Source organism: Kitasatospora setae KM-6054 (genome assembly GCF_000269985.1).
Classification (GTDB): domain Bacteria; phylum Actinomycetota; class Actinomycetes; order Streptomycetales; family Streptomycetaceae; genus Kitasatospora; species Kitasatospora setae.
In genome coordinates, this window is sequence record NC_016109.1 from 7,538,873 (window position 1) to 7,561,568 (window position 22,696).

General features: G+C 74.1%; 22 protein-coding genes. 16 read left to right on the forward strand and 6 right to left on the reverse strand.

Going from position 1 to position 22,696, the window contains the following annotated elements:
* The first annotated feature begins 32 nt into the window (after positions 1 to 32).
* The gene (locus tag KSE_RS33040; protein WP_014139738.1) at positions 33 to 758 is read left to right on the forward strand and encodes a GntR family transcriptional regulator; all 726 of its coding nucleotides are present in this window, start codon (positions 33 to 35) and stop codon (positions 756 to 758) included.
* A gap of 186 nt (positions 759 to 944) precedes the next feature.
* Here KSE_RS33040 and KSE_RS33045 read toward each other — a convergent pair whose 3' ends face one another.
* Positions 945 to 1,655, reverse strand: coding sequence for an ABC transporter ATP-binding protein (locus KSE_RS33045; protein WP_014139739.1), 711 nt, complete (start codon positions 1,653 to 1,655; stop codon positions 945 to 947).
* A gap of 84 nt (positions 1,656 to 1,739) precedes the next feature.
* Positions 1,740 to 2,792, reverse strand: a complete 1,053-nt coding sequence (locus KSE_RS33050; RefSeq protein ID WP_014139740.1) for an FtsX-like permease family protein — start codon at positions 2,790 to 2,792, stop codon at positions 1,740 to 1,742.
* 178 nt (positions 2,793 to 2,970) lie between these two features.
* Here KSE_RS33050 and KSE_RS46040 point away from each other — a divergent pair, with 178 nt between their 5' ends.
* From KSE_RS46040 to KSE_RS33090, 8 genes are all read left to right on the forward strand, one after another.
* On the forward strand, positions 2,971 to 4,329 hold the full coding sequence (locus KSE_RS46040; RefSeq protein ID WP_014139741.1) for a sensor histidine kinase: 1,359 nt from the start codon (positions 2,971 to 2,973) through the stop codon (positions 4,327 to 4,329).
* Positions 4,326 to 4,970: a response regulator gene (locus tag KSE_RS33060; protein WP_014139742.1), complete on the forward strand. Its 645-nt coding sequence runs from the start codon at positions 4,326 to 4,328 to the stop codon at positions 4,968 to 4,970. Before KSE_RS46040 ends, KSE_RS33060 begins: the two co-directional genes overlap by 4 nt.
* A 180-nt stretch (positions 4,971 to 5,150) precedes the next feature.
* Positions 5,151 to 5,495 (forward strand): WXG100 family type VII secretion target, encoded by a 345-nt coding sequence (locus tag KSE_RS33065; RefSeq protein ID WP_255519025.1) that lies wholly within the window; start codon positions 5,151 to 5,153, stop codon positions 5,493 to 5,495.
* A 3-nt stretch (positions 5,496 to 5,498) separates the two neighbouring features.
* Positions 5,499 to 7,658, forward strand: coding sequence for a DUF6571 family protein (locus KSE_RS33070; RefSeq protein WP_014139744.1), 2,160 nt, complete (start codon positions 5,499 to 5,501; stop codon positions 7,656 to 7,658).
* Entirely contained in the window at positions 7,658 to 8,800 is a 1,143-nt protein-coding gene (locus KSE_RS33075) for a hypothetical protein (RefSeq protein ID WP_148283198.1), read from the forward strand. The genes KSE_RS33070 and KSE_RS33075 overlap by 1 nt, the downstream gene beginning before the upstream one ends.
* Before the next feature lie 101 nt (positions 8,801 to 8,901).
* Complete coding sequence (locus tag KSE_RS33080; RefSeq protein WP_014139746.1) at positions 8,902 to 9,810, forward strand: AraC family transcriptional regulator; 909 nt, start codon at positions 8,902 to 8,904, stop codon at positions 9,808 to 9,810.
* 284 nt (positions 9,811 to 10,094) lie between these two features.
* Positions 10,095 to 11,189 (forward strand): hypothetical protein, encoded by a 1,095-nt coding sequence (locus KSE_RS33085; RefSeq protein WP_014139747.1) that lies wholly within the window; start codon positions 10,095 to 10,097, stop codon positions 11,187 to 11,189.
* Positions 11,186 to 11,683: a hypothetical protein gene (locus KSE_RS33090; RefSeq protein ID WP_014139748.1), complete on the forward strand. Its 498-nt coding sequence runs from the start codon at positions 11,186 to 11,188 to the stop codon at positions 11,681 to 11,683. Before KSE_RS33085 ends, KSE_RS33090 begins: the two co-directional genes overlap by 4 nt.
* Here the strand turns inward: KSE_RS33090 and KSE_RS33095 are convergent.
* On the reverse strand, positions 11,662 to 12,102 hold the full coding sequence (locus KSE_RS33095; RefSeq protein ID WP_033259139.1) for a hypothetical protein: 441 nt from the start codon (positions 12,100 to 12,102) through the stop codon (positions 11,662 to 11,664). The genes KSE_RS33090 and KSE_RS33095 overlap by 22 nt on opposite strands.
* A gap of 81 nt (positions 12,103 to 12,183) precedes the next feature.
* On the opposite strand from KSE_RS33095, the gene KSE_RS33100 reads away from it, so the two are divergent.
* Positions 12,184 to 12,891, forward strand: coding sequence for a TetR/AcrR family transcriptional regulator (locus KSE_RS33100; protein WP_014139750.1), 708 nt, complete (start codon positions 12,184 to 12,186; stop codon positions 12,889 to 12,891).
* Between the two features lie 156 nt (positions 12,892 to 13,047).
* Here KSE_RS33100 and KSE_RS33105 read toward each other — a convergent pair whose 3' ends face one another.
* Positions 13,048 to 13,521, reverse strand: coding sequence for a carboxymuconolactone decarboxylase family protein (locus tag KSE_RS33105; protein ID WP_014139751.1), 474 nt, complete (start codon positions 13,519 to 13,521; stop codon positions 13,048 to 13,050).
* A 139-nt stretch (positions 13,522 to 13,660) separates the two neighbouring features.
* On the reverse strand, positions 13,661 to 13,951 hold the full coding sequence (locus KSE_RS33110; RefSeq protein WP_014139752.1) for a hypothetical protein: 291 nt from the start codon (positions 13,949 to 13,951) through the stop codon (positions 13,661 to 13,663).
* 101 nt (positions 13,952 to 14,052) lie between these two features.
* Here KSE_RS33110 and KSE_RS33115 point away from each other — a divergent pair, with 101 nt between their 5' ends.
* Entirely contained in the window at positions 14,053 to 15,069 is a 1,017-nt protein-coding gene (locus KSE_RS33115) for a nitronate monooxygenase (protein ID WP_014139753.1), read from the forward strand.
* A gap of 80 nt (positions 15,070 to 15,149) precedes the next feature.
* Here KSE_RS33115 and KSE_RS33120 read toward each other — a convergent pair whose 3' ends face one another.
* The gene (locus KSE_RS33120) at positions 15,150 to 16,595 is read right to left on the reverse strand and encodes an aminopeptidase P family protein (RefSeq protein WP_014139754.1); all 1,446 of its coding nucleotides are present in this window, start codon (positions 16,593 to 16,595) and stop codon (positions 15,150 to 15,152) included.
* Positions 16,596 to 16,830: 235 nt separating this feature from the next.
* Here KSE_RS33120 and KSE_RS33125 point away from each other — a divergent pair, with 235 nt between their 5' ends.
* From KSE_RS33125 to KSE_RS33145, 5 genes are read left to right on the forward strand one after another with little or no spacing between them, the layout of a single operon-like run.
* Positions 16,831 to 18,570, forward strand: coding sequence for an ABC transporter substrate-binding protein (locus tag KSE_RS33125; protein WP_014139755.1), 1,740 nt, complete (start codon positions 16,831 to 16,833; stop codon positions 18,568 to 18,570).
* Between the two features lie 16 nt (positions 18,571 to 18,586).
* On the forward strand, positions 18,587 to 19,555 hold the full coding sequence (locus tag KSE_RS33130; protein ID WP_014139756.1) for an ABC transporter permease: 969 nt from the start codon (positions 18,587 to 18,589) through the stop codon (positions 19,553 to 19,555).
* Entirely contained in the window at positions 19,552 to 20,541 is a 990-nt protein-coding gene (locus KSE_RS33135; RefSeq protein ID WP_014139757.1) for an ABC transporter permease, read from the forward strand. Before KSE_RS33130 ends, KSE_RS33135 begins: the two co-directional genes overlap by 4 nt.
* Complete coding sequence (locus KSE_RS33140) at positions 20,538 to 21,524, forward strand: ABC transporter ATP-binding protein (protein ID WP_014139758.1); 987 nt, start codon at positions 20,538 to 20,540, stop codon at positions 21,522 to 21,524. The genes KSE_RS33135 and KSE_RS33140 overlap by 4 nt, the downstream gene beginning before the upstream one ends.
* Positions 21,521 to 22,546, forward strand: coding sequence for an ABC transporter ATP-binding protein (locus tag KSE_RS33145; RefSeq protein ID WP_014139759.1), 1,026 nt, complete (start codon positions 21,521 to 21,523; stop codon positions 22,544 to 22,546). The genes KSE_RS33140 and KSE_RS33145 overlap by 4 nt, the downstream gene beginning before the upstream one ends.
* The last annotated feature ends 150 nt before the right edge of the window (positions 22,547 to 22,696 follow it).

Here is a 22,696-nt window from a genome sequence, read left to right on the forward strand (position 1 = left end):
TGAGGCCCTGATTGGACCTCCGGAGGAACACCATGGCCGACCTCAAGCCCCGCAACCTCATCTCCGTGCAGGAGCGGCTGCGCGACCAGGTCGCCCACGCCCTGCGTGCGGCACTCATCTCCGGTGAACTGCGTCCCGGGGTGGTCTACTCCGCCCCGACGCTGGCCGCCGACTTCGGGGTCTCCGCCACCCCCGTCCGCGAGGCGATGCTCGACCTGGCCCGCGAGGGCCTGGTCGAGGCCGTCCGCAACAAGGGGTTCCGGGTCACCGAACTCTCCGACCGCGACCTCGACGAGTTCACCGAGATCCGCGCCCTGATCGAGATCCCCACCGTCGGCCAGGTCGCCCGGATCGCCACCGCCGAACAACTGGAGGCCCTGCGCCCCCAGGCCCAGGCGATCGTCGAGGCCGCCCGCAAGCGCGACCTGATCGGCTACCTGGAAGCCGACCGGCAGTTCCACCTCGACCTGCTCGCGCTGGCCGGCAACGCCCGGCTCGTCGAGACCGTCAACGACCTGCGCAAGCGCTCCCGGCTCTACGGCCTCAACCGGCTCGACCAGCAGGGCGAACTCGTCGCCTCCGCCGAGGAGCACCTCGAACTGCTCGACGTGCTGCTCACCGGCGACGCCGACGCCGCGCAGGAGTGCATGACCCGGCACCTCGGCCACATCCGCCACCTGTGGGCGGTCGGCGACAAGGCCGCCGCCGGGCAGCAGGCCGCCGAGCCGGAGACCGCGCTGCGGCTGCCGGCCCGCTGAGGGTTCCGGGGCGCGCCGGTCGGGTGACCGGGTGACCGGTTGACCGGTTGGGCGTTCCCGGGTGTTCCGGGTTTTTCGGCCCCGGTGTTCCGCTGACGCGGGATGCCGGGGCCGAAGGTTTTTCCGGGACGGGTGCGGCTTTTCCGTGGCGGGGGGCGTTTGCGGGCGGGAGGGGGCTTCCGGGTTTCAGGCGGCGGTGGTGAGGCGGCCGTCCTGCATGGTGAGGACCCGGTCGGCGCGGCCCAGCAGGTCGCGGTCGTGGGTGACCATCACGGTCGCGGTGCGGTGCGCGCGGGTCACCTCGGCGAGCAGCTCGACCACCTGGGCGCCGCGCTCGTGGTCCAGGGCCGAGGTCGGCTCGTCCACCAGCAGGACGGACGGGCTGCCGAACAGGGCGCGGGCGATGTTCACCCGCTGGCGCTCGCCGCCCGACAGCTGGTGCGGGCGGCGGCGCTGCTTGGCGCCGGCCAGGCCGACCGACTCCAGCAGCTCCTCGGCGCGGGCCCGGGCCCGGGCCGGGCGGCGGCCGCGCACCGACTCCAGGACCAGCAGCTGCTCGACGGCGGTCAGCGACGCCAGCAGGTTCGACTGCTGGAAGACGATGCCCAGACGCTCGCGGCGCAGCGCGGTGCGGTCGCGCTCGCCCAGCGCGCCCGCGTCCACGCCGTCGACCAGCACCTCGCCGCGGTCCGGGCGCAGCAGCGTCGCCGCGACCGCCAGCAGGCTGGACTTGCCGGAGCCGGACGGGCCCGCGACGGCCGCGAACTCGCCCGGCGCGACGGCCAGTTCGACGTCCTCCAGGGCGGTCAGCCGGTGCTCGCCGTCCGGGTAGGTGAGGGTCACGCCGCGCAGCGCGAGGCCGGTGCGGACGGCGGTGGTGGGGGCGGAGGTGGTCATGGCGGGGCCTTCCGGGCGGGTGGGTGGTCGGGCGGGGTGGGTGGTCGGGCGAGGTGGTCCGGGCGGTCCGGGCGGTCCGGGTGGTCAGCGGTTGGCGCCCAGGGCGGCCAGCGGGTCGACGGCGGTGATCCGGCGCACCGCGAGGGCCGCACCCAGCAGGCCCAGCAGCACCATCGCGGCCACCGGCACGGCGACCGTCGCCGGACCCACGTCGAACGGCACCGCCGCGGAGGCGAACGCCCCGCCGGCCGCGCCCAGCGCCCCGCCCAGCAGCGCCCCGCCCAGCAGGACCGCCGCCGCCTGGGCCAGCGCGTCGCGCACCAGGTAGCCGCTGGACGCGCCCACCGCCTTCAGCACCGCGATGTCCGGCCGGCGCTGCACCGTCCACACCGTGAAGAACGCCCCCACCACCAGGGCGCTCACCGCGAACAGGAAGCCCTGGATCAGCTGCAGGCTGCCCTGCTCGGCCGCGTACCCGTTGATGCCCGCCAGCGCGTCGTCCAGCGGCACCGCCTTCAGGTCGGCGGGCAGGCCGTGCGGCGTGCCGCGCACCGCCAGCGCGGTGGGCTGGTGCTGGCCGGAGACCTGCTGCCAGGTCCCCGGGGTGGTCCAGACGCTCGGCGCGTGCGAGAGCGAGCGCTCCGCGGTCACCGCCGAGACGGTCAACTCCCTTGATCCCAGCGTCACTTGGCTGCCAACGGAGAGGTGGTACGCGGCCGCGGTGTCCGCGCCGACCGCGAGCTGGCCGTCCTGCGGGGCCGCGCCCCGGGACAGCGGCGGCAGCAGCGCCGCGTCGGTGCCCAGCACGCTCACCGAGGCCGCGCCGCTCCCGGTCGTCAGTCGCGACATCGCCACCCCCAGCGGGTGCGTCTCGGCCGCGCCCGCCGCCGCGACCGCGTCCCGCTGCTCCGGCGAGACCGTGCTGGAGGCGAACGACACCTCCGCCTCCGCGCCCGCCGGGGCGCCGAACACCACACCGTCCGCCGGGAGTTCGGCGATCGTCGAGGACGCCGCCGAGGCCAGCCCGCCGGTCAGGCCGTACAGGAACACCACCAGGGTCGTGATCAGGGTGACCACCGCGCCCATCAGGGCGAACCGCCCACGGGCGAAACGGATGTCACGCAAAGCGACGAACACGGGAGACCTCTCGAACGGACCGGGGACGGGACGCTTCCACCCTGGCCCGCGCGGGCGCCGGCGACATCGGGGAGAGGGAGGGAACGCGCACCCGTCGAGCGGTGCACCCGGAAATCCATCGAACGGTTGATGCCGCGGCGGCGTCCGCGCGTGCGCGCGCCCCGTACCCTCGGACAGCGTGCCCCGTACCGAACCACCGCCCGCCGCTTCGAACGACACCCACGCCTCCCCGGCCGGGCCGACGCCCGCGCTGCGGCTGGCCAACCTCGCCGTGCACGGCCTGTTCTTCACCCTGCTCGCCGTGCTGCTGGCCCGCGCCGCCGCCGACGGGGCGCTCGGGCCCGGCGGCTGGGCCACCGCCGGAGCGCTCGCCGCCGTGTACGCCGCCGGCGGCGCGCTGCGGCGGATCCGCGAGTCGCGGACGCTCGGCGCCTGCTGGCTGCTCGCCGTCGCCGCGCTGTGGATCGGACTCACCCTGGAACACCCCGAGTTCAGCTACCTCGCGTTCCCGCTGTACTTCGTCTGCCTGCACGCCCTCCCGCCCCGCCTCGGCCTGCCCGCCGTCGTCGCGCTCACCGCCGCCGTCATCGCCGCCCAGACCACCACCCCCGGCGGCCTCACCACCGCCAAGGTCATCGGCCCGCTGGCCGGCGCCGCCGTCGCCCTGCTCACCGCGTACGGCTACGCCGCCCTCTACCGGGAGAACCGGGCCCGCCAGCGGCTCATCGACGACCTCGTCCGCACCCGCGACGAACTCGCCGCCAGCCAGCGCGAAGCCGGCCGCCTCGCCGAACGCCAACGCCTCGCCCGCGAGATCCACGACACCCTCGCCCAGGGCCTGGCCGGCATCGTGCTGCTCGCCCGCGAGGCCGCCGGCACCGACAGCACCGCCACCGCCGCGCCGCTCCTGGACGAGATCGAGCGGACCGCCTCCGCGAACCTCGCCGAAGCCCGCCGCTTCGTCCACGCCCTCACCCCGCCCGCGCTCGACGGCACCACCCTCGCCGACGCGCTGCGCCGCCTCGCCGACGGCGCCGACGCCGCCTTCCACCGCGACGGCGAGCCCTACCCGCTGCCCGTCGAAGCCGAGGTCGCGCTGCTGCGCCTCACCCAGGAAGCCCTCGCCAACGCCGTCCGGCACGCCGCCGCCGCGCACATCGCCGTCACCCTCGGCTACCTCGACGACGCCGTCACCCTCGACGTCTACGACGACGGCACCGGCTTCGACCCCGCCACCGCGCCCGCCCCCGACTCCTTCGGCCTGCACGGCATGCACGAGCGGATCGCCGCGCTCGGCGGCACCCTCACCGTCGAGTCCGCGCCCGGCGAGGGCACCGCCGTCGCCGCGGTGCTGCCGCTGCGGGCGGTCGTCGGCGCCGCCGAGCCGTCGGGCGGCGGTGAGCCGTCGGGCGGCGTTGTCGGGATCGACGAGCCGCCCGCGCCGGGGCGGCGGCCGGCGGGCGGGGCGCTGCGGGCCGCGGGCGCGTTCGTGGGCGCGTTCGCGGGTGCGGGTGCGGGTGCGGGGGTGCGGCGGTGATCCGGGTGCTGGTGGTGGACGACCACCCCGTGGTCCGGCGCGGCCTGCGCGCCCTGGTCGAGGACCTGCCCGACGTCACCGCCGTCGGCGAGGCCGCCGACGGCGCCGCCGCGCTCGCCCTGCTCGCCGAACTGCCCGCCGACCGGCGTCCCGACGTCGTCCTGATGGACCTCCAGATGGGCACCGGCATGCACGGCGTCGAAGCGACCCGCCGGATCACCGCGCTGCCCGACCCGCCCGCCGTCCTCGTCCTCACCACCTACTCCACCGACGCCGACATCCTCGCCGCCGTCGAGGCCGGCGCCACCGGCTACCTGCTCAAGGACGCCCCGCCCGAGGACCTCGCCGCCGCCATCCACGCCACCGCCCGCGGCGAGACCGTCCTCGCCCCGCCGGTCGCCGCCCGCCTGCTCGGCCGCGTCCGGGCCGGCCGGCCCTCGCTCTCGCCGCGCGAGGCGGAGATCCTGCAACTGCTCGCCGAGGGGCTGCCCAACCGGCAGATCTCCAAGCGCCTGTTCATCAGCGAGGCGACCGTCAAAACGCACCTCGTGCACATCTACGACAAACTCGGCGTCGATTCCCGTACGTCGGCGATCGCGGCGGGCCTGGCGGCCGGGCTGATCCGGGCGGTCGAGCGCTGAGCCGGTTTCAGCTCGTTCGCCCGGAAACGTCCGGTCGGCGGGGGCGGGAAAATGGCTGGTGGCGGGCTTTTCGGTGCATTCTTTGCCGATGGTTGACCACCCATTGGTAGGGTCGTGAACGAGTCGTCACGGGGGAGGATGGGGCGACGGCTCGATATGACGTCCTATTGGGGGGATATCATGGGGGAAATCACCGGGAACAATCCCGACCTGCCACCGGGAACGCTCCGGGTCGATCCGGACCGCATGCGCGCCTGGTCCGCCGACACCCTGGACATCGCGCGAACGTTCACCGCCACCGGCCGCTCCGTCGAGGGCGAGGTCACCGACGGCTACGTCGCCCTCGGCCAGTGGGACAGCGGACCGGCCCTGCGCGAGCGCTGGATCCGCTGGGGCGACCAGATCAGCACGCTCGGCAACCGGCTCACCGACGTCGCCGAACGGTTCCGCCGCACCGCCGACAACTACCGCGCCGCCGACGAGAGCGCCCACCGGCAGGTCACCGGCGCCCGACAGGTGTGGTGACGGATGGTCACCTACGAAGGCGTGACCCAGGCCCGGCTCGACCGGGTCACCACCGCCGCCGAGGACTGGGGCGGCCTGCGCGGCCGCTTCCTCGGCCTGCGCGACCAACTCGCCCAGCGGGTCGAACAACCGATGACGGCCGGCTGGGAGGGCAGCGCCGCCCTCCGGGCCCGCGAACAGGTCCGCCGGGCCGCCGAACAGCTCGACGCCGCCGCCGAGGAAGCCCACGACATCGCCACCCTGCTGGGCGACGCGGTCGGCGAGTTCCGGCAGGCACAGAGCGAGCTGCGCCGCCTCGCCGAGGTCGACGCCCCCGCCCAACGGATGCGGATCACCCCGCAGGGCGACGTCGTCGACCTCGTCCAGGAGGACGCCGGCCCGCAGGGCCTCGACCTCGGCGAAGCCCTCACCCGGCAACTGCGCACCACCGCGATGGCCGCCCGGATCCAGGAAGTCCTGAACCGGGCCACCCAGGCCGACCAGGCCCTCAGCTGGGCCCTCGCCCAGGACCCGAACGGCGAGGACGACCGCGGCTTCAACCCCGGCTCCTTCACCGACCTCGACCAGGCCGACGCCGCCCGCCGCGACCTCGGCGAAGCACTCGACCTGGCCCGCCGGGAACAGCTCGGCCCCGCCGAACTCGACCGGCTCAACGCCCTGCTGGAGGCCCACCAGGGCGACCCGGCGTTCGCCGAGTCCTTCGCCACCGGCCTCGGCGCGCGCGGCACCATGGAGTTCTGGCGCCGCGTCAACAACCCGGACCCGCTGCACAACCCGACGGGCGTCCTCCCGCCGGAACGGGCCGAGGCGCTCACCAGGCTCCAGACCTCCCTCGGCGGGACGCTCGCCACCGCCTCCCACGGCCACGGCGAGGCGATGGCCGGCTGGAAGAAGGACATGACCGCCCTCGGCACCGAGCGCTTCGAAGGCCCCGGCTACTCGCCCAACGGCTTCCAGCTGATGAGCAGCCTGATGCGCACCGGCAGGTACGACAGCGCGTTCCTGAACGAGTACGGCAGCGCGCTGGTCGACGCCGAACAGGCCGGCGGCAAGGGCGCCACCCTGTCGTACACGTGGCGCCTGGAAGACGCCGGGGCGAGCTGGGACCACCTGGCGGCGAAGGGGGCCACCGGCGACCCGATGGGGGCCTTCTCCGTCGCCCTCGGCAACAACCCGCAGGCCGCCACCGCCTTCCTCGACCCCGGACCGGACGGATCCAACAAACACCTCGACTACCTGCTCAAGGAACGCGTCTGGTACTACGACGGGAGGTCCCCGAGCTTCCCGGGCGACCCCGGCCCGCTCGGCCCCGCCCTCGAAGCGGCCGCCACCGGCGACCCGGCCGGGCAGGCCGACGGCGACCGGCGGCACACCGAGGCGCAGGCCCGGACGGCGCAGGCGATCCTGGTCGGGCTCAAGCCGGAGGCGGGGGAGGAGCGGGTGCCGAAGGGCATGGAGGTGTCGGTGGCCAACCTGCTCGCCGACTACGTGGACGACACCCACGCGGCGTTCGGCGGCGTCGACGCCCGCCAGCCGTCCGGCGCGGCCGACGGCACCCCGTACACCACGCCGGACGGCTCGGCGCACATCGCGGTCAACCAGAACACCCTGATCAGGGTGATGCGCGGCGCGGCCGACGACCCCGACGCGTACGCGGTGATGCACCTGGCCGAGACCCGGAAGGTCTCCGAGACGCTGGCCGACATCCCGCCCGGCGCGAGCGAGAACCAGCGCAGCGCCCAGATCCAGCAGAGCGCCGCCGCCCTGATGGTGTACGACGCGATCCGGGACGACGTCCGGCTCGACATGCGCGATGACGCCAACGACAAGGTCGAGTGGGACACCAAGGTCATTCAGAGCATCGCGTCCGTGGCCGACATCCCGACCGGTCCGGCCAAGGACATCATCGACCCGCTGATGGACGTCTGGCTCACCTCGGTGGTGAACGACACCAAGGAGGCCAACGAGAACAGGACGCTGGACGCGATCAGCCGGGAGGACCTGGAATCGCGCGGCCAGCTCAAGGAGCAGATCAGGCAGTGGGCGGAACAGCGGGAGAAGGGCAGTTCGAGCAGTTCGGCGGTCAGCGTGCTGCTGTTCCAGGTCGACAACACCGGCCGGACCTCCTACGACAACGCGCTGGGCGCACTGAGGAGGCCCTGATGACGACGGGACGGTTCGAGCCGACGCCCCCGCCCAGGCCGTCCGTGCCACCGATGCCGACCGCGTCGCCCGTGCCGCCGGTTCCGTCGGCGGCCCCCGGGGCGGGGCGGCGTCGGCGGGGCTGGGCGTGGTTCGGGGTGTTCCTGCTGCTGGTGGGCGCGCCGACCGGGTGGTACTTCGGCGGCGGGTACGAGCGGTGGCAGGACGGCCGTGCGCTGCGGGGACTGTGCCGAGGGGCGGTGGACACCGCCGAGGTGCGGGAACTGCTCGACGGGGCCGGGCGGTTGAACGGGGAGGACTTCGAGCGGCGGTCGGATCGCAGCGTGTGCCTGGTGCGGGCACCGGACCGGCACGGCACCCTGATGATCCGCATCGGGCGGGCTCCGCTGTCGGCGGTCGAATCCCTGCAGGCGCTCCGCCGCGACTACCTGGGGGAGCGGGAGGGGACCCCGGTCGTACCGGTCGGAGCCGGCTGGGCCGGCGTGCTGTCGGCTGGGCCCACCAGCGAGGACGAGGGCCTGATCGTGCTCGCGCTGGCCTGCACCGGGACGCAGTACCCCGATCGGCTGGTCGTCGAACTGACCGCCAACCCGACTGCGGCGCACGACGGTCCGCAGGACGACTTCGCCTCCGCCGAGCAGCGGGCCCGGCTCGGCCGGATCGCCGGCCGCATCGCGGCCCGAGCCGACCGGATCTGGAAGTGCGGGGCCCCGCTCGGCGGCCGGATCGAGCACCTGCCGGGTCGGGCGGACGTCAAGGTCGTACCACGAGGCAGCACCGAGGGCACCTGCGTCGGGATTCCCGGACCGGTGCGCGAGGCCCCGACCGACCCGACCGCGCCGATCGAGGACTGCACCGTCCTGCTGCCCGACGGGAAGAGCAGGGCGCTCCGCCTGCTCGCCTACTACCCGCCCTTCGCCGGGGCCGGCCTGTCCACTGCCGGTGTTTCCAGCACCGGTCTGAGAGGAAGGGCAGGCCGGGAGGGGGCCAAGAGCTGGGCCTTCGCGTCCTGCCCCGGCGGCGAGGCGGTGTTCCTGTCGTACCAGGACGAGCAGACGGCCGTCACGGCGCGCGACGCGCTCGCCGGGTTCGCCCGGGCCTCGGCCGCGCGGCACGGGTGTGCGGCGCCGGTGCTGCCGTGAGCGGGGCCGGGGCCCGATCGGAGCGGGCAGGGAATGTCGGGTGCGGGGGAGGGGCTGGTCCCTAGGGTCGGTGACAGGAAAGAGCACGGAAGGGAGCCGGGGTGCTGGAGCGGCTGAACCAGGCGATGGACCGGGTGGAGGCGGAGCTCGACGGGCGGGTGGACGTGGCCGAACTGGCACGGATCACCGGGACGTCGGAGTACCACTTCCGGCGGCTGTTCTCGTCGTTGGCGGGGATGCCGCTGTCGGAGTACGTCCGGCGCCGGCGGCTGACCGTCGCCGCGGCCGAGGTGCTGGCCGGCGAACCGTCGCTGCTGGACGTCGCGGTGCGCTACGGGTACGGCTCCGGGGAGGCGTTCGCCCGGGCGTTCCGGGCGCTGCACGGCGTCGGCCCCGGGGAGGCGCGGCGCGGTGGCGCGGTGCTGAACGCGCAGCCCCGGCTGTCCTTCCGGCTCGTCGTCGAAGGGAGTGGCACCATGAAGTACCGCATCGTCGAGAAGGACGCGTTCCGGGTGGTCGGCCGGCGGGCCCGCGTCCCGCTGATCCACGAGGGCGTCAACCCGCACATCCTCGAACACGTCCGGGGCATCCCGCCGGAGACCAGCCGGCGGATCGCCGCGCTCTCCGACCAGGAGCCCGAGGGCCTGCTCTCGGTCACCCTCCGGCTCCCCGGAGAGAGCCCCGACGGGCCGGACGGGCCGGACGGGCCGGACGGGTTCGCCGAGGGCAGTCTGCTCGACTACTACCACGCGACGGTCAGCGGATCCCCCGAACTCCCCGCCGACCTGGACGTGTTGGAGTGCCCGGCGGGCACCTGGGCGGTGTTCGAGAACACCGGCCCGTTCCCGCAGGCGCTGCAGCGGATGTGGGCGGACGTGGCCGCGCAGTGGATCCCGTCCAACCCGTACGAGTACCGGCCGGGCCCCGAGATCCTGCGGGTCCGCCCGCTGCCGGACGACCCCGGGCAGTCGCACGCCCAGCTGTGGGTCCCGGTCGCCCGGATCGGCTGAAGTCCGTTACGGGGGAGGGGGGTTCGGGTCCTGCCTGAGGCGGAACCGGACTCATACGGCGGGCCCGCCCCCGCCCCGGCGGCCTCGTCCGGGCGGGGGAGGGCGGACGGGCCGGACGGAGGAGGCGCCCGGCGGCGGCGGGCGGGAGGCTCGAACCGACAGACAGCGGACGGACGTCGGGGAGAGTCATGGTGCGGCAGGTGCGGTGGACGCGGTGGACGCGGTGGGTGCTGCGAGGCGGCGGGTGGCTCCAACTGCTGCCCGCTGCAAGCGGATTGTGGGCCGTGGCGGACGCCGCCACCCAACTCGGCTGGGCCGCCGCCGGCACCACCGTGCCCTGGACCGCGCACACCGCGTACCCGCGCGCCGCGCTCCTCCCGCTGGCCCTGGCGGCCCTGCTCGCCGGGGCGGCGGCCGTCGCCGCCGGCACCGGCTGGGAGGAGCGCGGCGGCCGGTACCGGCGCCACGCGGTGACGGCCGTCCTGCTGGTGACCGTCCCGCTGTACGCGGCGGGCAGCAGCGGACTGCCGGTCCACTTCGTCCAACTCGCCACCCTCAGCGGCCTGGAGAGCGCCACCGGCCTGGCCCAGGTCCTGCTCGACACGGCCGGCGCCACCCTGCTGATCCTCACCGCGCTCACCCGCCGGCGCCGCCACACCGGCCGCTGCCCGCGCTGCGGACAACCCCACCCCGGCCCCGCCGGCGGCGAACTGCGCCACCCCGCGCCCACCCCGCCCGGCCGGCGCACCCGCACCGCCGCCTACCTGCTGCTGCTCGGACTGCTGCCCTGGGCCGGCGTCAAGACCGTCTGGACGCTCGGCGGCGACGCGCTCGGCATCACCGCCGAAGCCTGGGCCGCCAGCGCCGCCGACGGAACGTCGGGCGTCACCCGGGCGCTCGCCGAACTCGGTGTCGACGTCACGGTGTTCGCGGCGGCCGTCGGCGTCCTGCTGCTGCTCGGACTGCTCCAACGCTGGGGCCAGACCTTCCCGCGCCCGCTCCCGCTGCTCGGCGGCCGCCGCGTCCCCCGGCTGCTCCCGCTCGTCCCGGCCTGGCTGACCGGCGCGCCCCTGGCCATGTACGGCCTCGTCCTGACCGCGCTCGCCCCGCTGCTCGCCACCGGAGCCCTCCCCGCGCCGTCCGTCACCCCGCCGTTCACCAGCACCGCCGGCCTGCTCTGGATGACCGAGTTCGGCGGCCTCGCCTTCACCGGCCTCGGCCGCGGCCTGCTGCTCGCCGCCCGCTCCTACGCCGCCCGCACCCGGCCGGTCTGCGCCGGGACGGAGCGGGAAACGGCTGGTGGCGGCCGGGAAACGGCTGGTGGCAGTGGGAAAACGGCTGGTGGCGGCGGGGAAGCGGCTGGGAGGATGGCCGGATGAACGTCGTACGACTGGTTGCGCTGCGCCTCGCTTCGGGGCAACTGCCGCCCGAGGAACTGCCGTTGGCGGCGGCCTGGCTGCTCGTCGCGGGCCACGACGCGCCCGCGCTCGGCGAGTTGGCCGGATGCTCGGGGCGGGAGCGGGCCGTCGAGTTGGCGGAGCTGTTCGCGCGGGCGCTGGCCGAACTCGGCGAACCGGCCCTGGGGGCGGGCGAGGCGGAGAACAGGCTGCTGTCCGACCTCGCCGGGCGGCTGCACGGCGGGCTGATCGACCCGGTCGAGGCGCGGGCTGGGGTGTGGCACGAGAGGGTGGACGAGGCGACCGGACCGGAGCTGCGGTTCCTGGAGGTGGCGGTCGAGTGCTGCTGCTCCTCCTGCGCGGCGCAGACCGAACCGGCCGCGCAGCGCGACTGGGAGGCGAGAGTGCGGGACGCCGCCGCCGACCTGGTCGCGGCCGGCCGACCGGCGGAACGTCAGAGCGCCCACCAGCAGTAGAGGCGGTGGTGGGCGGCGCGGGCCCGGCGGGCGAGCCCCGACAGGGCGTCCAGCGCGGCCGCGGCCTCGGCGGGCGTGACGTCCTGGAGGTCCCCGGACCCGGACCAGGCCGCGGCGCGCCCCGGCAGCTCGGCGGCCGGGAGGGCGGCGAGGGCCGCGGCCAGCGTGTCGGACACCGCGACCACGAACGCCTCCTCGGCCTCCGGCTCGGAGAGCAGCAGGCCGGCCCGCGGCCGGGCCCGCGCCTCCTCGTACCGGCAGCCGGTGAGCACCGCCTCCAGTCGGGCGAGCACCACCACCGGGTCGACGTCCTTGAGCGGCAGCGTGTCGAGCCCGCCTTCGGCCGGACCGCCCGGGGCGTCGAGGACGGCGAGGGCGGCGGAGTCGTCCGCGGCGGAGAAGTAGTCGCACAGGGGCATGCCGGAGATCCTGGCAGCGGGCACCGACAGGCGGCGGGGCGGGCACGGGCGGGCGGGGGAGGGTGTGGAAGGATTCGGGGCATGGCCATCCAGCGTTCCCGCCCGCCCGCGCGGGTCGGGCGGCCCCGTGCGGCGGGGCCATCGGAGAGTGAACTCTCGCCCCGGGAAGAGGTGTTGGCGGCCGCCGCGGAGCTGTTCACGGAGAACGGGTACGCCGCCACCACCACCCGGGCGGTCGCCGAGAAGGCCGGACTGCGGCAGGCGTCGATGTACCACTACTTCGCGCGCAAGGAGGACATCCTCGCCACCCTGCTGGAGTCCACCGTCGAGCCCTCGCTGCTGCTCGCCGGCACGCTGCTCGCCCGGCCCGGACTCGACCCGGCCGCCCGGCTGTGGACCCTGGCCGCCGCCGACGCCGCGCTGCTGCACCGCGGCCTGTACAACCTCGGCGCGCTCTACCAACTGCCCGAGGTGCGCGGCGAGCGGTTCGCCCGCTTCCGCGGCGCCCGCGCCGAACTCCGTTCCGCCTACGGCGCATTGCTGGAGCTGATCGCCCCCGGCGAGCCCGGCCGCGAGCTGCGCTGCGACCTGCTGCTGGGCCTGGTCGAGGGCGGCGTCGCGGTGGTCCGCGACCGCGAACGCGAACGCGGCGGTGCGGACGGCGGCGGGGACGGCGAGTTCGAGACCGAGCGGGTCGGACCGGCGGTCGCCGACGCCGCACTGCGGCTGGCCGGCTGCGACCGGGCCCGGCGGGAGGCCGCCGCCCGGGCCGCCCGCGAGCTGCTCTGACGGGCGGGCGCTGACGCGCCGTCCCGGCGAGCGGTGGGTGGCGCGCGGCGCGCGCAGGTGCGGAACTTCCCGGGGCCGGTGCCGGTGTCGACCGTGCGGCGGCCGGCCGGAGGGTGCCGGGTGGGAGCCGGCGGCCCTCCAGGCCGCGGGGGTGGGTCAGGCGAACTGGCCGGGGACGTAGTCGCCGGCGGGCTGCCGGACGATCACGTTGATCCGGTTGTAGGCGTTGATCACCGCGATCAGGCCGATCAGGGCGGTGATCTGCTCCTCGTCGTAGTGCTTGGCGGCCCGGGCCCAGACCTCGTCGCTGACCCCGCCGGCCGCGTCCGCGATCCGGGTGGCCTCCTCGGTGAGCTCCAGGGCGGCCCGCTCGGCCTCGGTGAAGACGTTGGCCTCCCGCCAGGCGGCGATCAGGTTCAGCCGCAGCTGGGTCTCCCCGGCGTGCGCGGCGTCCTTGGTGTGCATGTCGGTGCAGAACCCGCAGCCGTTGATCTGGCTGGCGCGGATCTTCACCAGTTCCTGGGTGGTCATCGGCAGGGCGGACAGGCCCAGGGCGTGACCGGCGGAGTTGATGTGCTTCAGGAACTTGGCGCCGAGCGGGTTGCCGAAGAAGTTGAGACGCGCGTCCACGGTGGTGGCTCCTCTTGCTGTGTGCGGTGTGTTCCGGGCTTCTGAAGGGTTGACCCCGCTGCCGCCACCGGTGTGACAGGGCGCGGAAGTGACGCCAGTCACAGTGTCGGCGGGCCGGCGTGGCGGTAGGCGGGGGCGGTCACTTCGAGAGGGCGACGGAGAGCAGCAGGGGTGTGGCCAGCGCGCCCGCGCCGAAGGCGGTGCGCAGGCCCCGCTCCACTCCGGCGCGGTGCAGCAGTGCCCAGCCGAGCAGTACGAACACCGGCAGTGCGGTCAGGATGATCAGCAGCTCGACGTCGGGCAGGCAGTACGGGGTGGCGCAGCCGTGCTCGGCGACGACCGCGGTTCCGGCCTCCAGGGTGGCGAGCACGCCCAGGGCGGCTCCCGCCAGGGCCGCCCGCGGGGCGGGTCCCGCCGTGTCGATCCGCACCGTGCGCCCCCTGGTCGGTCCTGCTGGTCGCGTCATTGTGGCAGGGCGCGCGCGGCATAGGGTGGACGGGCCGGAGAGCAGGGTGGGAGAGGGAGGACACGATGGACTTCGACTGGACGGTGCCGCTGGTCGCCGCGCCGATGGCGGGCGGGGCGAGCACCCCCGAGCTGGTCGCCGCGGTCAACGGCGCGGGCGCCCTCGGGTTCCTCGCGGCGGGCTACCGGGACGTCGACGGGATGCTCCGGCAGCTGCGCGCGGCACGGGAGTCGACCAGCCGTCCGATCGGGATGAACCTGTTCGTGCCCGGGCCGCCCGCCGCGCCCGGAGCGGTCGACGGCTACCGGGAGCGGCTGCTGCCGGAGGCCCGGCGGTGGGGGGTCGAGCTGCCCGCCGTGATCCCGCCCGACCGGGACGGCTGGGACGCCAAGCTGGAGGCGCTGCTGCGCGAGCCGGTCGAGTGGCTCTCGTACACCTTCGGCCTGCCGGAGGCCGCCGAGGCGGCCGCCGTCCGGGCCGCCGGGATCCGCCAACTCGGCACCGTCACCAGCCCGGAGGAGGCCCGCGCGGCGAGCGCGCTGGGTCTCGACGCGCTCGTCGTGCAGGGCCCGGACGCCGGCGGGCACCGGGCCACCCACCGCGCCGAGGACGTCCCCGGCACCCTGCCGCTGCCCGAACTGCTGGCCGCCGTACGGGCGGTGACCGATCTGCCGCTGATCGCCGCGGGCGGGCTCGGGGACGGCGCGGCGATCGCCGCCGCCCTCGACGCGGGCGCGGCGGGCGCGCAGCTCGGCACCGCGTACCTGCGCACCGACGAGTCCGGGGCGTCGGCCGCGCACCGCCGGGCGCTGCTCGCGTTCGACGCCACCGCCGTCACCCGGGCCTTCACCGGGCGCCCGGCGCGCGGGTTGCGCAACGCGTTCGTCGAGCGCCACGAGGGGCACGCGCCGGCCGCCTACCCGGAGGTGCACCACCTGACCCAGCCGCTGCGGGCCGCGGCGGGGTGCCGGGAGGACCTGGACGCGATGCACCTGTGGGCGGGCACGGCGCACCGGCTGGCCCGGGCGGGCGGGGCGGCGGACGTGACGCGCGCGCTGTGGCGGGAGACCGGCCGGGCCTGAGCGGGGCCGGTCCGAGCGGCGCGACCCCGCCCGCCGGGGTACGGGCGGACGGGGTCGCGGAGGGAGCCGGTCGCGGGGGCTCAGCCCAGCAGGTCGCCCATCCAGGACTCGATGGCGTCGACCTCGCGGGGGAGGGCGCTGGACATCAGGCGGGCGCCGTCGGCGGTGATGACCAGGTCGTCCTCGATCCGGACGCCGATGCCGCGCAGCTCCGGCGGGAGGGTGAGGTCGTCGGGCTGGAGGTAGAGGCCGGGCTCGACGGTGAGGACCATGCCCTCCTCCAGGACGCCGTCCAGGTACGTCTCGGCGCGGGCCTTGGCGCAGTCGTGGACGTCGAGGCCGAGCATGTGGCCGCTGCCGCACAGGGTGTAGCGGCGGTAGAGGCCGGAGTCGTCGCGCAGCGCCTCCTCGGCGGAGACCGGGAGCAGACCCCACTCGGCGAGGCCCTCGGCGATGACGCGCATGCCGGCCCGGTGGAACTCGCGGAAGGAGGCGCCGGGGCGGAGGGTGTCGATGCCGGCGCTCTGGGCGGCCAGCACCAGCTCGTAGACGTCGCGCTGGGCGGAGGTGAAGGTGCCGGAGAGCGGCAGGGTGCGGGTGATGTCGGCGGTGTAGAGGGTGTCGGTCTCCACGCCGGCGTCGAGCAGCAGCAGCTTGCTGGGGTCGAGCGGCCCGTCGTTGCGGATCCAGTGCAGCACGCAGGCGTGCGCGCCGGAGGCGACGATGGTCTCGTAGCCGGTGCCGTTGCCCTCGGCGCGGGCGCGGTGGTTGAAGGCGCCCTCCAGCCAGCGCTCGCCGCGGTGGTGGCGCAGCGCGGCGGGCAGCGCGCGGACGACGTCCTCGAAGCCGGCGGTGGTGTGGTCGACGGAGAGCTGGAGCTGCTCGACCTCCCAGGCGTCCTTGATCAGGCGCAGTTCGGAGACGGCGGCGGCGAACTGGCCGTCGAGCAGGGTGTGCTGTTCGGCCGGGCGGCCGGCCAGCGCGTCCAGCACCGGGTCGACGCCGGCCAGCACGCGGGTGCGGACGGAGCCGGTGAAGAGCTTCGGCAGGTCGTCGAGGTGGGCGGTGCGCAGGCCGGTGAGCTGGGCGGCCTCGGCCAGGTCGGCGCGCCGGCCGACCCAGAACTCGCCGTAGCGGCGGTCGCGGTAGAACTCGGCGGAGCCGCCGGAGCGGTCCGAGCGGGGGCGCAGGTAGAGGACCGGCTCGCCGTCCGGCTCGATCACCAGGACGTGGCCGACCTGCTCCTCGCCGGTCAGGCCGGTGAGGTGGGCGTAGGCGCTGTTGGGGCGGAAGCGGTAGTCGCAGTCGTTGCTGCGGACCTTCAGCTGGCCGGCCGGGACGAGCAGGCGCTCGCCGGGGAAAGCGGCGGCGAGCTTGGTGCGGCGGGCCGGGAAGTACGCGTAGCCGGGGACGCGCTCGTCGGCGGGCAGCGGGGTGGCGGCCCACTGGCCGGCCATGAAGGCCTCCAGTGCGGGGGTGACCGGGAGGTCGTGGCTGCCGGTGTTCAGGGTGGGCTGGTCGGCCATCGTCGGGGGCTCCTCTGACCTGGTTGAGCTGGGGCAACGTGCTTGGCGGGAAATCAACTTGCACCATGCGGGCGGGTCCTGCAATGACACGGGTCGATAACAGTCCCGCTCCCTCATTGCGCAGTGCAATTTCACATTACTATGTTACGGGTCACACCTCAGCGCGGGCCATACCCCGGGCGGCACAGTTCCCTCCCGTTGAACGGCAGACCGGCCCCCATTTCCGGAGTTGCACATGAACAGGCGTTCCCACGTCGCTCTCGCGGCAGCCATCACGGCATCCCTCACCCTCGGCCTCGGCGCGTGCAGCAGCACCGGCGGCGGCAGCGGCGACAACGGCGACAGCAAGGGCGTGACCACCGCCGGCAACGGCATCGTCGGCGGCACCCCGGTCAAGGGCGGCACCCTCACCATCCTGTCCAACCAGGACTTCGACCAGCTCGACCCGGCCCGCAACTGGACCATGCCGGTCATGGACGTCGGCGTCCGCATGCTCTACCGCACCCTCACCACCTTCAAGGCGGCCCCCGGCGCCGAGGGCCTCAAGGTCGAGCCCGACCTGGCCACCGACCTCGGCACCCCCAGCGACGGCGCCAAGACCTGGACCTTCCACCTGAAGGACGGCCTCAAGTACGAGGACGGCACCCCGATCGTCGCCGAGGACATCAAGTACAACGTCGAGCGCTCGTTCTCCGCCGAGCTGGCCGGCGGCCCGGACTACGCGGCCCGCTACCTGGCCGGCGTCGACGGCTACAAGGGCCCGCTGGCCGGCGAGCACCTCGGCAAGGACTCCATCGAGGTCCCGGACGCGAAGACCATCGTCTTCCACCTCAAGCGCCCGGTCGCCGAGTTCAGCCAGACCGTCACCCTGCCGACCTTCTCGCCGGTCCCGGTCGCGAAGGAGGCCGGTGCCAACTACTCCAACCACCCGGTCTCCTCCGGCCCGTACAAGATCGAGTCCTACGACCGCGGCAAGCGCATGGTGCTGGTCCGCAACACCAACTGGGACGCGGCCTCCGACGGCGTCCGCAAGGCGTACCCGGACAAGATCGTCGTCGACCAGACCCTCAAGGGCACCGGCATCGCCGACCGCCTGATCGCCGACCAGGGCGACGACAAGAACGCCATCTCGTACGTCGACCTGACGCCGGCCAAGATGTCCGAGGTCCTCACCAACCCGGACGTCAAGAACCGCCTGGTCAGCGAGAACGGTGGCTGCACCACCATGCTCGACATGAACACCACCAAGGCGCCGTTCGACAACCCCAAGGTCCGCCAGGCCATGCAGTTCGCGGTGGACAAGGAGTCCTTCGCCGCCGCCATGGGCGGTCCGGCGTTCAACGACATCGCCACCACCTACCTGCCGCCGGCCCTCACCAACGGCGCGGCCGTCGACCACTTCCTGACCAAGCCGGCCGGCGACCCGGACAAGGCGAAGAAGCTCCTCGCCGAGGCCGGCTTCCCGAACGGCTTCGACACCGAGATGGTCACCTCCACCGGTGGCAAGCAGCAGGCCGAGTCGATCCAGGCCGCCCTCAAGCGGGTCGGCGTCAACGTCACCATCACCACCGTCGACCCGACCGCCGTCAACTCCATCGTCGGCGACAAGGACAAGCAGCCCGGCCTGGCCCAGCTCGGCTGGTGTCCTGACTACCCGTCGGCGGCCACCTTCCTGCCGATGATCTACGACGGCCGCCAGATCCGCGACAAGGGCAACAACGGCAACATGACCCGGTTCAACGACCCGGCCGTCAACGCCGAGCTCGACCGGATCGCCGCCATGGACGACCTGCAGAAGGCCAACGCCGCCTGGCTCGACCTGGACGCCAAGATCATGGACGCCTCGCCCGCCGTCCCGCTGGTGTGGCAGAAGAAGCCGCTGCTGGTCGGCTCCAACGTGGCCGGCGCCTTCGGCTCGCCGATCTGGTCCGCCCAGATCGACTACGCCAACATCGGCCTCAAGTCCGTCAAGTAAAGCGGGAGTTCCCCACATGACCACCCCGCTCGCCCCGGCTCCGGCCGGGGGAGCGGGGGCCCCGGAGACCCCCAAGACCTCCGTCGCCCCCGCCTCCCCCTGGGCCCTCGCCCTGCACCGCGTCCGCCGGCAGAAGACCGCCCTGGTCGGCGCCGGCATCATCGCCTTCTTCATCCTGGCGGCCGTCCTGGCGCCGGTGCTCACCGCGATCAGCGGCACCTCGCCGGACGCCATCGACAAGAAGGCCGTCGACCCCTACCTGGGCGGCCTGCCCCGCGGCACCCTCGGCGGCATCAGCCCCGAACACTGGCTCGGCGTCGAACCGATGCTCGGCCGCGACATCTTCGCCCGGCTCCTCTACGGAGCCCAGATCAGCCTCCTGGTCGCCTTCGTCTCGGCCCTGCTGATCACCCTGATCGGCACCGTCCTCGGCATCACCGCCGGCTACTTCGGCGGCCGCGTCGACGCCGTGATCAGCAGGTTCATGGACATCATGATGTCCTTCCCCAGCCTGATCTTCATGATCGCGCTGCTCTCGGTGGCCCGGGACGTCAACCGCGTGGTCCTGCTCATCGGCGTGATGTCGCTGTTCTCCTGGCCCTACATCGCCCGCGTCGTCCGCGGCCAGACCCTCTCGCTCAAGCACCGCGAGTACGTCGAGGCCGCCCGCGCCAGCGGCACCACCAACCGCCGCATCCTGTTCGGCGAGATCCTGCCCAACCTCACCGGCACCATCATCGTCTACATCACCCTCGCCATCCCCGGCCTGATCGGCACCGAGGCGGCCCTCTCCTTCCTCGGCGTCGGCATCCGGCCGCCCACGCCCTCGTGGGGCCAGATGATCTCCGACGCGGTGCTCTACTACAAGGTCGACCCGATGTTCTTCATCCTGCCCAGCGCCTGCCTGTTCCTGGTGGTCCTGGCCTTCACCCTGGTCGGCGACGCCCTGCGGGACGCCCTCGACCCGAAGGGCAGCCGGACGTGATCGGATTCCTGCTGCGGCGCGTCCTCGCGATGGCCGCCACCCTGCTCGCCGTCTGCGCGCTCACCTTCGCCGTCTTCTACCTCCTGCCGAGCGACCCCGCCGCCCAGTTCTGCGGCAAGGACTGCTCCGCCGACCGGATCGAACTCGTCCGGCAGCAGCTCGGACTGGCCGACCCCCTGATCGTCCAGTTCTGGCACTACATCACCGCGATCTTCGCCGGCCGCTCCTACGGCACCGGCCAGTACGCGGTCCAGTGCGGCTTCCCCTGCTTCGGCTACTCCTTCCAGTCCGCCCAGCCCGTCTGGGACCTGATGATGGACCGCCTGCCCACCAGCGTCTCGCTGGCCCTCGGCGCGGCCGTCCTCTGGCTGGTGCTCGGCGTCGGCGCCGGCGTCGTCTCCGCGCTGCGCCGCAACACCTGGCTCGACCGCACCCTGATGATCGGCACCATCGGCATCGCCGCCCTGCCGGTCTACTTCACCGCGATGATCCTGCTCTACCTCGTCGTCTCGGTCGCCGGCCTGCTGCCCTACCCCCGGTACATCGCCTTCGGCGAGGACCCGGCCGGCTGGATCACCAACCTGATCCTCCCCTGGATCACCCTGGCCCTGCTCAACGCCGCCATCTACGCCCGGATGACCCGCAACTCCGTCATCGAGACGATGGCCGAGCCGTACGTCCGCACCGCCCGCGCCAAGGGCCTGCGCGAGACCCGCGTCGTCGGCCGGCACGGCCTGCGCCCCGCCCTCACCCCCGTCGCCACCATGCTCGGCATGGACCTCGGCGGACTGCTGGCCGGCGCGCTCATCACCGAATCGCTGTTCAGCCTCCCCGGCATCGGCAAGCTCTTCGCCGACTCGCTCAACAAGGCCGACCAGCCGGTGATCATGGGCATCACGCTGCTCGCCTCCTTCTTCATCATCAGCTCCAACCTGGTCGTGGACCTCGTCTACGCCTGGATCGACCCGAGGGCGAGGCTGTCATGACCTCCCACCCGCTGCTCGAAGTGCGCGACCTCGCGGTCGAGTTCAAGACCGAGGAAGGCACCGTACGGGCCGTCAAGGGCGTCGACTTCACCGTCGAACGCGGCAAGACGCTCGGCATCGTCGGCGAATCCGGCTCCGGCAAGTCCGTCACCTCGCTCGCCGTCATGGGCCTGCACCGCGGCGCCAAGGTCACCGGCTCCGCCAAGCTCGACGGCACCGAGCTGATCGGCGCCCCCGACGACGAACTGCGCAAGCTCCGCGGCCGCAAGATGGCGATGGTGTTCCAGGACGCCCTCACCGCCCTCCACCCCTACTTCACCGTCGGCGACCAGATCGCCGAGGCCTACCGCGCGCACTTCGGCGGCACCCGCAAGGCCGCCCTGGCCCGCGCCGTCGACGTCCTCGGCGACGTCGGCATCCCCGAGCCCGCCCGCCGGGCCGACGAGTACCCCCACCAGTTCTCCGGCGGCATGCGCCAGCGCGCCATGATCGCCCTCGCGCTGTCCTGCGAACCCGACCTGATCATCGCCGACGAACCCACCACCGCCCTCGACGTCACCGTCCAGGCCCAGGTGCTGGAACTCCTGATGCGCCTCCAGCAGGAACGCGGACTCGGCATCGTCATGATCACCCACGACCTCGGCGTCATCGCCCGGGTCGCCGACGACGTCCTCGTCATGTACGGCGGATCCGCCGCCGAACAGGCCCACGCCGACACCCTCTTCACCACCCCCCGGCACCCGTACACCCGCGGCCTGCTCGACTCGCTGCCCCGCCTCGACGCCGAAGAGGGCGCCGAACTCGTCTCCATCCCCGGCAGCCCGCCCTCCCTGCTCGCCCCGCCCGCCGGCTGCGCCTTCCACCCGCGCTGCGCCGTCTACGCGGCCAAGCCCGACGCCCGCTGCACCGGCGACCGCCCGCTGCTGCGCCTCGTCGCCGACGGCCACCGCAGCGCGTGCGTCCTCGACGAGGTGACCGCATGACCACCGAGACCCTGACCACCGCGGACCCCGCCGGCTCCGGCACCCCCGAAGCCCTGCTCAGCGTCCGCGACCTCGGGATGACCTTCCCCGGACCGCGCGGCACCCTGCGCCGCAAGGCCGGCGTCCGGGCCGTCGACGGCGTCACCTTCGACGTCCGCCCCGGCGAGACCCTCGGCCTGGTCGGCGAGTCCGGCTGCGGCAAGTCCACCACCGGACGGATGCTGGTCCGGCTGCTCGACCCGACCGCCGGCCAGGTCAGCTTCCGCGGCAAGGACATCACCAGGAGCTCGCAGCACGAACTGCGGCCGCTCCGCAGCCGGTTCCAGATGATCTTCCAGGACCCGTTCGCCTCGCTGAACCCGCGGCAGACCGTCCAGCAGATCATCTCCGCGCCGCTGCGCGCCCAGGGCGAGTCCAAGGCGAAGATCCAGTCCGAGGTCCGCGACCTGGTCCAGCTGGTCGGCCTCGCCCCCGAACACCTGGAGCGCTACCCGCACCAGTTCTCCGGCGGCCAGGCCCAGCGCATCGGCATCGCCCGCGCCCTCGCCACCCGCCCCGAACTCGTCATCGCCGACGAACCCGTCTCCGCGCTCGACGTCTCCATCCAGGCCCAGATCGTCGGCCTGATGGAACGCCTCCAGCGCGAACTCGGCGTCGCCTACGTGTTCATCGCGCACGACCTCGCCGTGGTCAAGCACATCAGCCACCGGGTCGCCGTGATGTACCTCGGCCGGATCGTCGAGATCGGCGAGAAGCAGCAGGTCTACGACAACCCGGCGCACCCCTACACCAAGGCGCTGCTGTCCGCCGTCCCGCTGCCCGACCCGATCGCGGAACGCACCCGCGAGCGCATCGTCCTGCTCGGCGACCCGCCCAGCCCGGCCAACCCGCCCAGCGGCTGCACCTTCCACCCGCGCTGCCCCAAGGCGCAGGACATCTGCAAGACCGAGGCGCCGCTGCTCACCATCGGCCGCTCGGCCACCGCGGACCGGCAGGTCGCCTGCCACTTCCCCGAGGCGTAACCCCGCGCGGGGCGGCGGCCCGCCACCGCCGCCCGCCCGCGCGACCGGTGGGTCGTCCGCGCCCCCGCCGCCTCAGGCCCCGGCCGCCCGAACGGCTCTCCCCGCGCCCCCCTGACGGGGCGCGGGGCCACGGACACCGCCCCCCGCCAG

Excerpts from the sequence above, each read along its gene's own strand:
- KSE_RS33040 (WP_014139738.1), top strand. The coding sequence starts at position 33 with ATGGCCGACCTCAAGCCCCGCAACCTCATCTCCGTGCAGGAGCGGCTG.
- KSE_RS33045 (WP_014139739.1), bottom strand. The coding sequence starts at position 1,655 with ATGACCACCTCCGCCCCCACCACCGCCGTCCGCACCGGCCTCGCGCTG.
- KSE_RS33065 (WP_255519025.1), top strand. The coding sequence starts at position 5,151 with ATGGGGGAAATCACCGGGAACAATCCCGACCTGCCACCGGGAACGCTC.
- KSE_RS33070 (WP_014139744.1), top strand. The coding sequence starts at position 5,499 with ATGGTCACCTACGAAGGCGTGACCCAGGCCCGGCTCGACCGGGTCACC.
- KSE_RS33075 (WP_148283198.1), top strand. The coding sequence starts at position 7,658 with ATGACGACGGGACGGTTCGAGCCGACGCCCCCGCCCAGGCCGTCCGTG.
- KSE_RS33090 (WP_014139748.1), top strand. The coding sequence starts at position 11,186 with ATGAACGTCGTACGACTGGTTGCGCTGCGCCTCGCTTCGGGGCAACTG.
- KSE_RS33095 (WP_033259139.1), bottom strand. The coding sequence starts at position 12,102 with ATGCCCCTGTGCGACTACTTCTCCGCCGCGGACGACTCCGCCGCCCTC.
- KSE_RS33100 (WP_014139750.1), top strand. The coding sequence starts at position 12,184 with ATGGCCATCCAGCGTTCCCGCCCGCCCGCGCGGGTCGGGCGGCCCCGT.
- KSE_RS33115 (WP_014139753.1), top strand. The coding sequence starts at position 14,053 with ATGGACTTCGACTGGACGGTGCCGCTGGTCGCCGCGCCGATGGCGGGC.
- KSE_RS33120 (WP_014139754.1), bottom strand. The coding sequence starts at position 16,595 with ATGGCCGACCAGCCCACCCTGAACACCGGCAGCCACGACCTCCCGGTC.
- KSE_RS33125 (WP_014139755.1), top strand. The coding sequence starts at position 16,831 with ATGAACAGGCGTTCCCACGTCGCTCTCGCGGCAGCCATCACGGCATCC.
- KSE_RS33130 (WP_014139756.1), top strand. The coding sequence starts at position 18,587 with ATGACCACCCCGCTCGCCCCGGCTCCGGCCGGGGGAGCGGGGGCCCCG.
- KSE_RS33140 (WP_014139758.1), top strand. The coding sequence starts at position 20,538 with ATGACCTCCCACCCGCTGCTCGAAGTGCGCGACCTCGCGGTCGAGTTC.
- KSE_RS33145 (WP_014139759.1), top strand. The coding sequence starts at position 21,521 with ATGACCACCGAGACCCTGACCACCGCGGACCCCGCCGGCTCCGGCACC.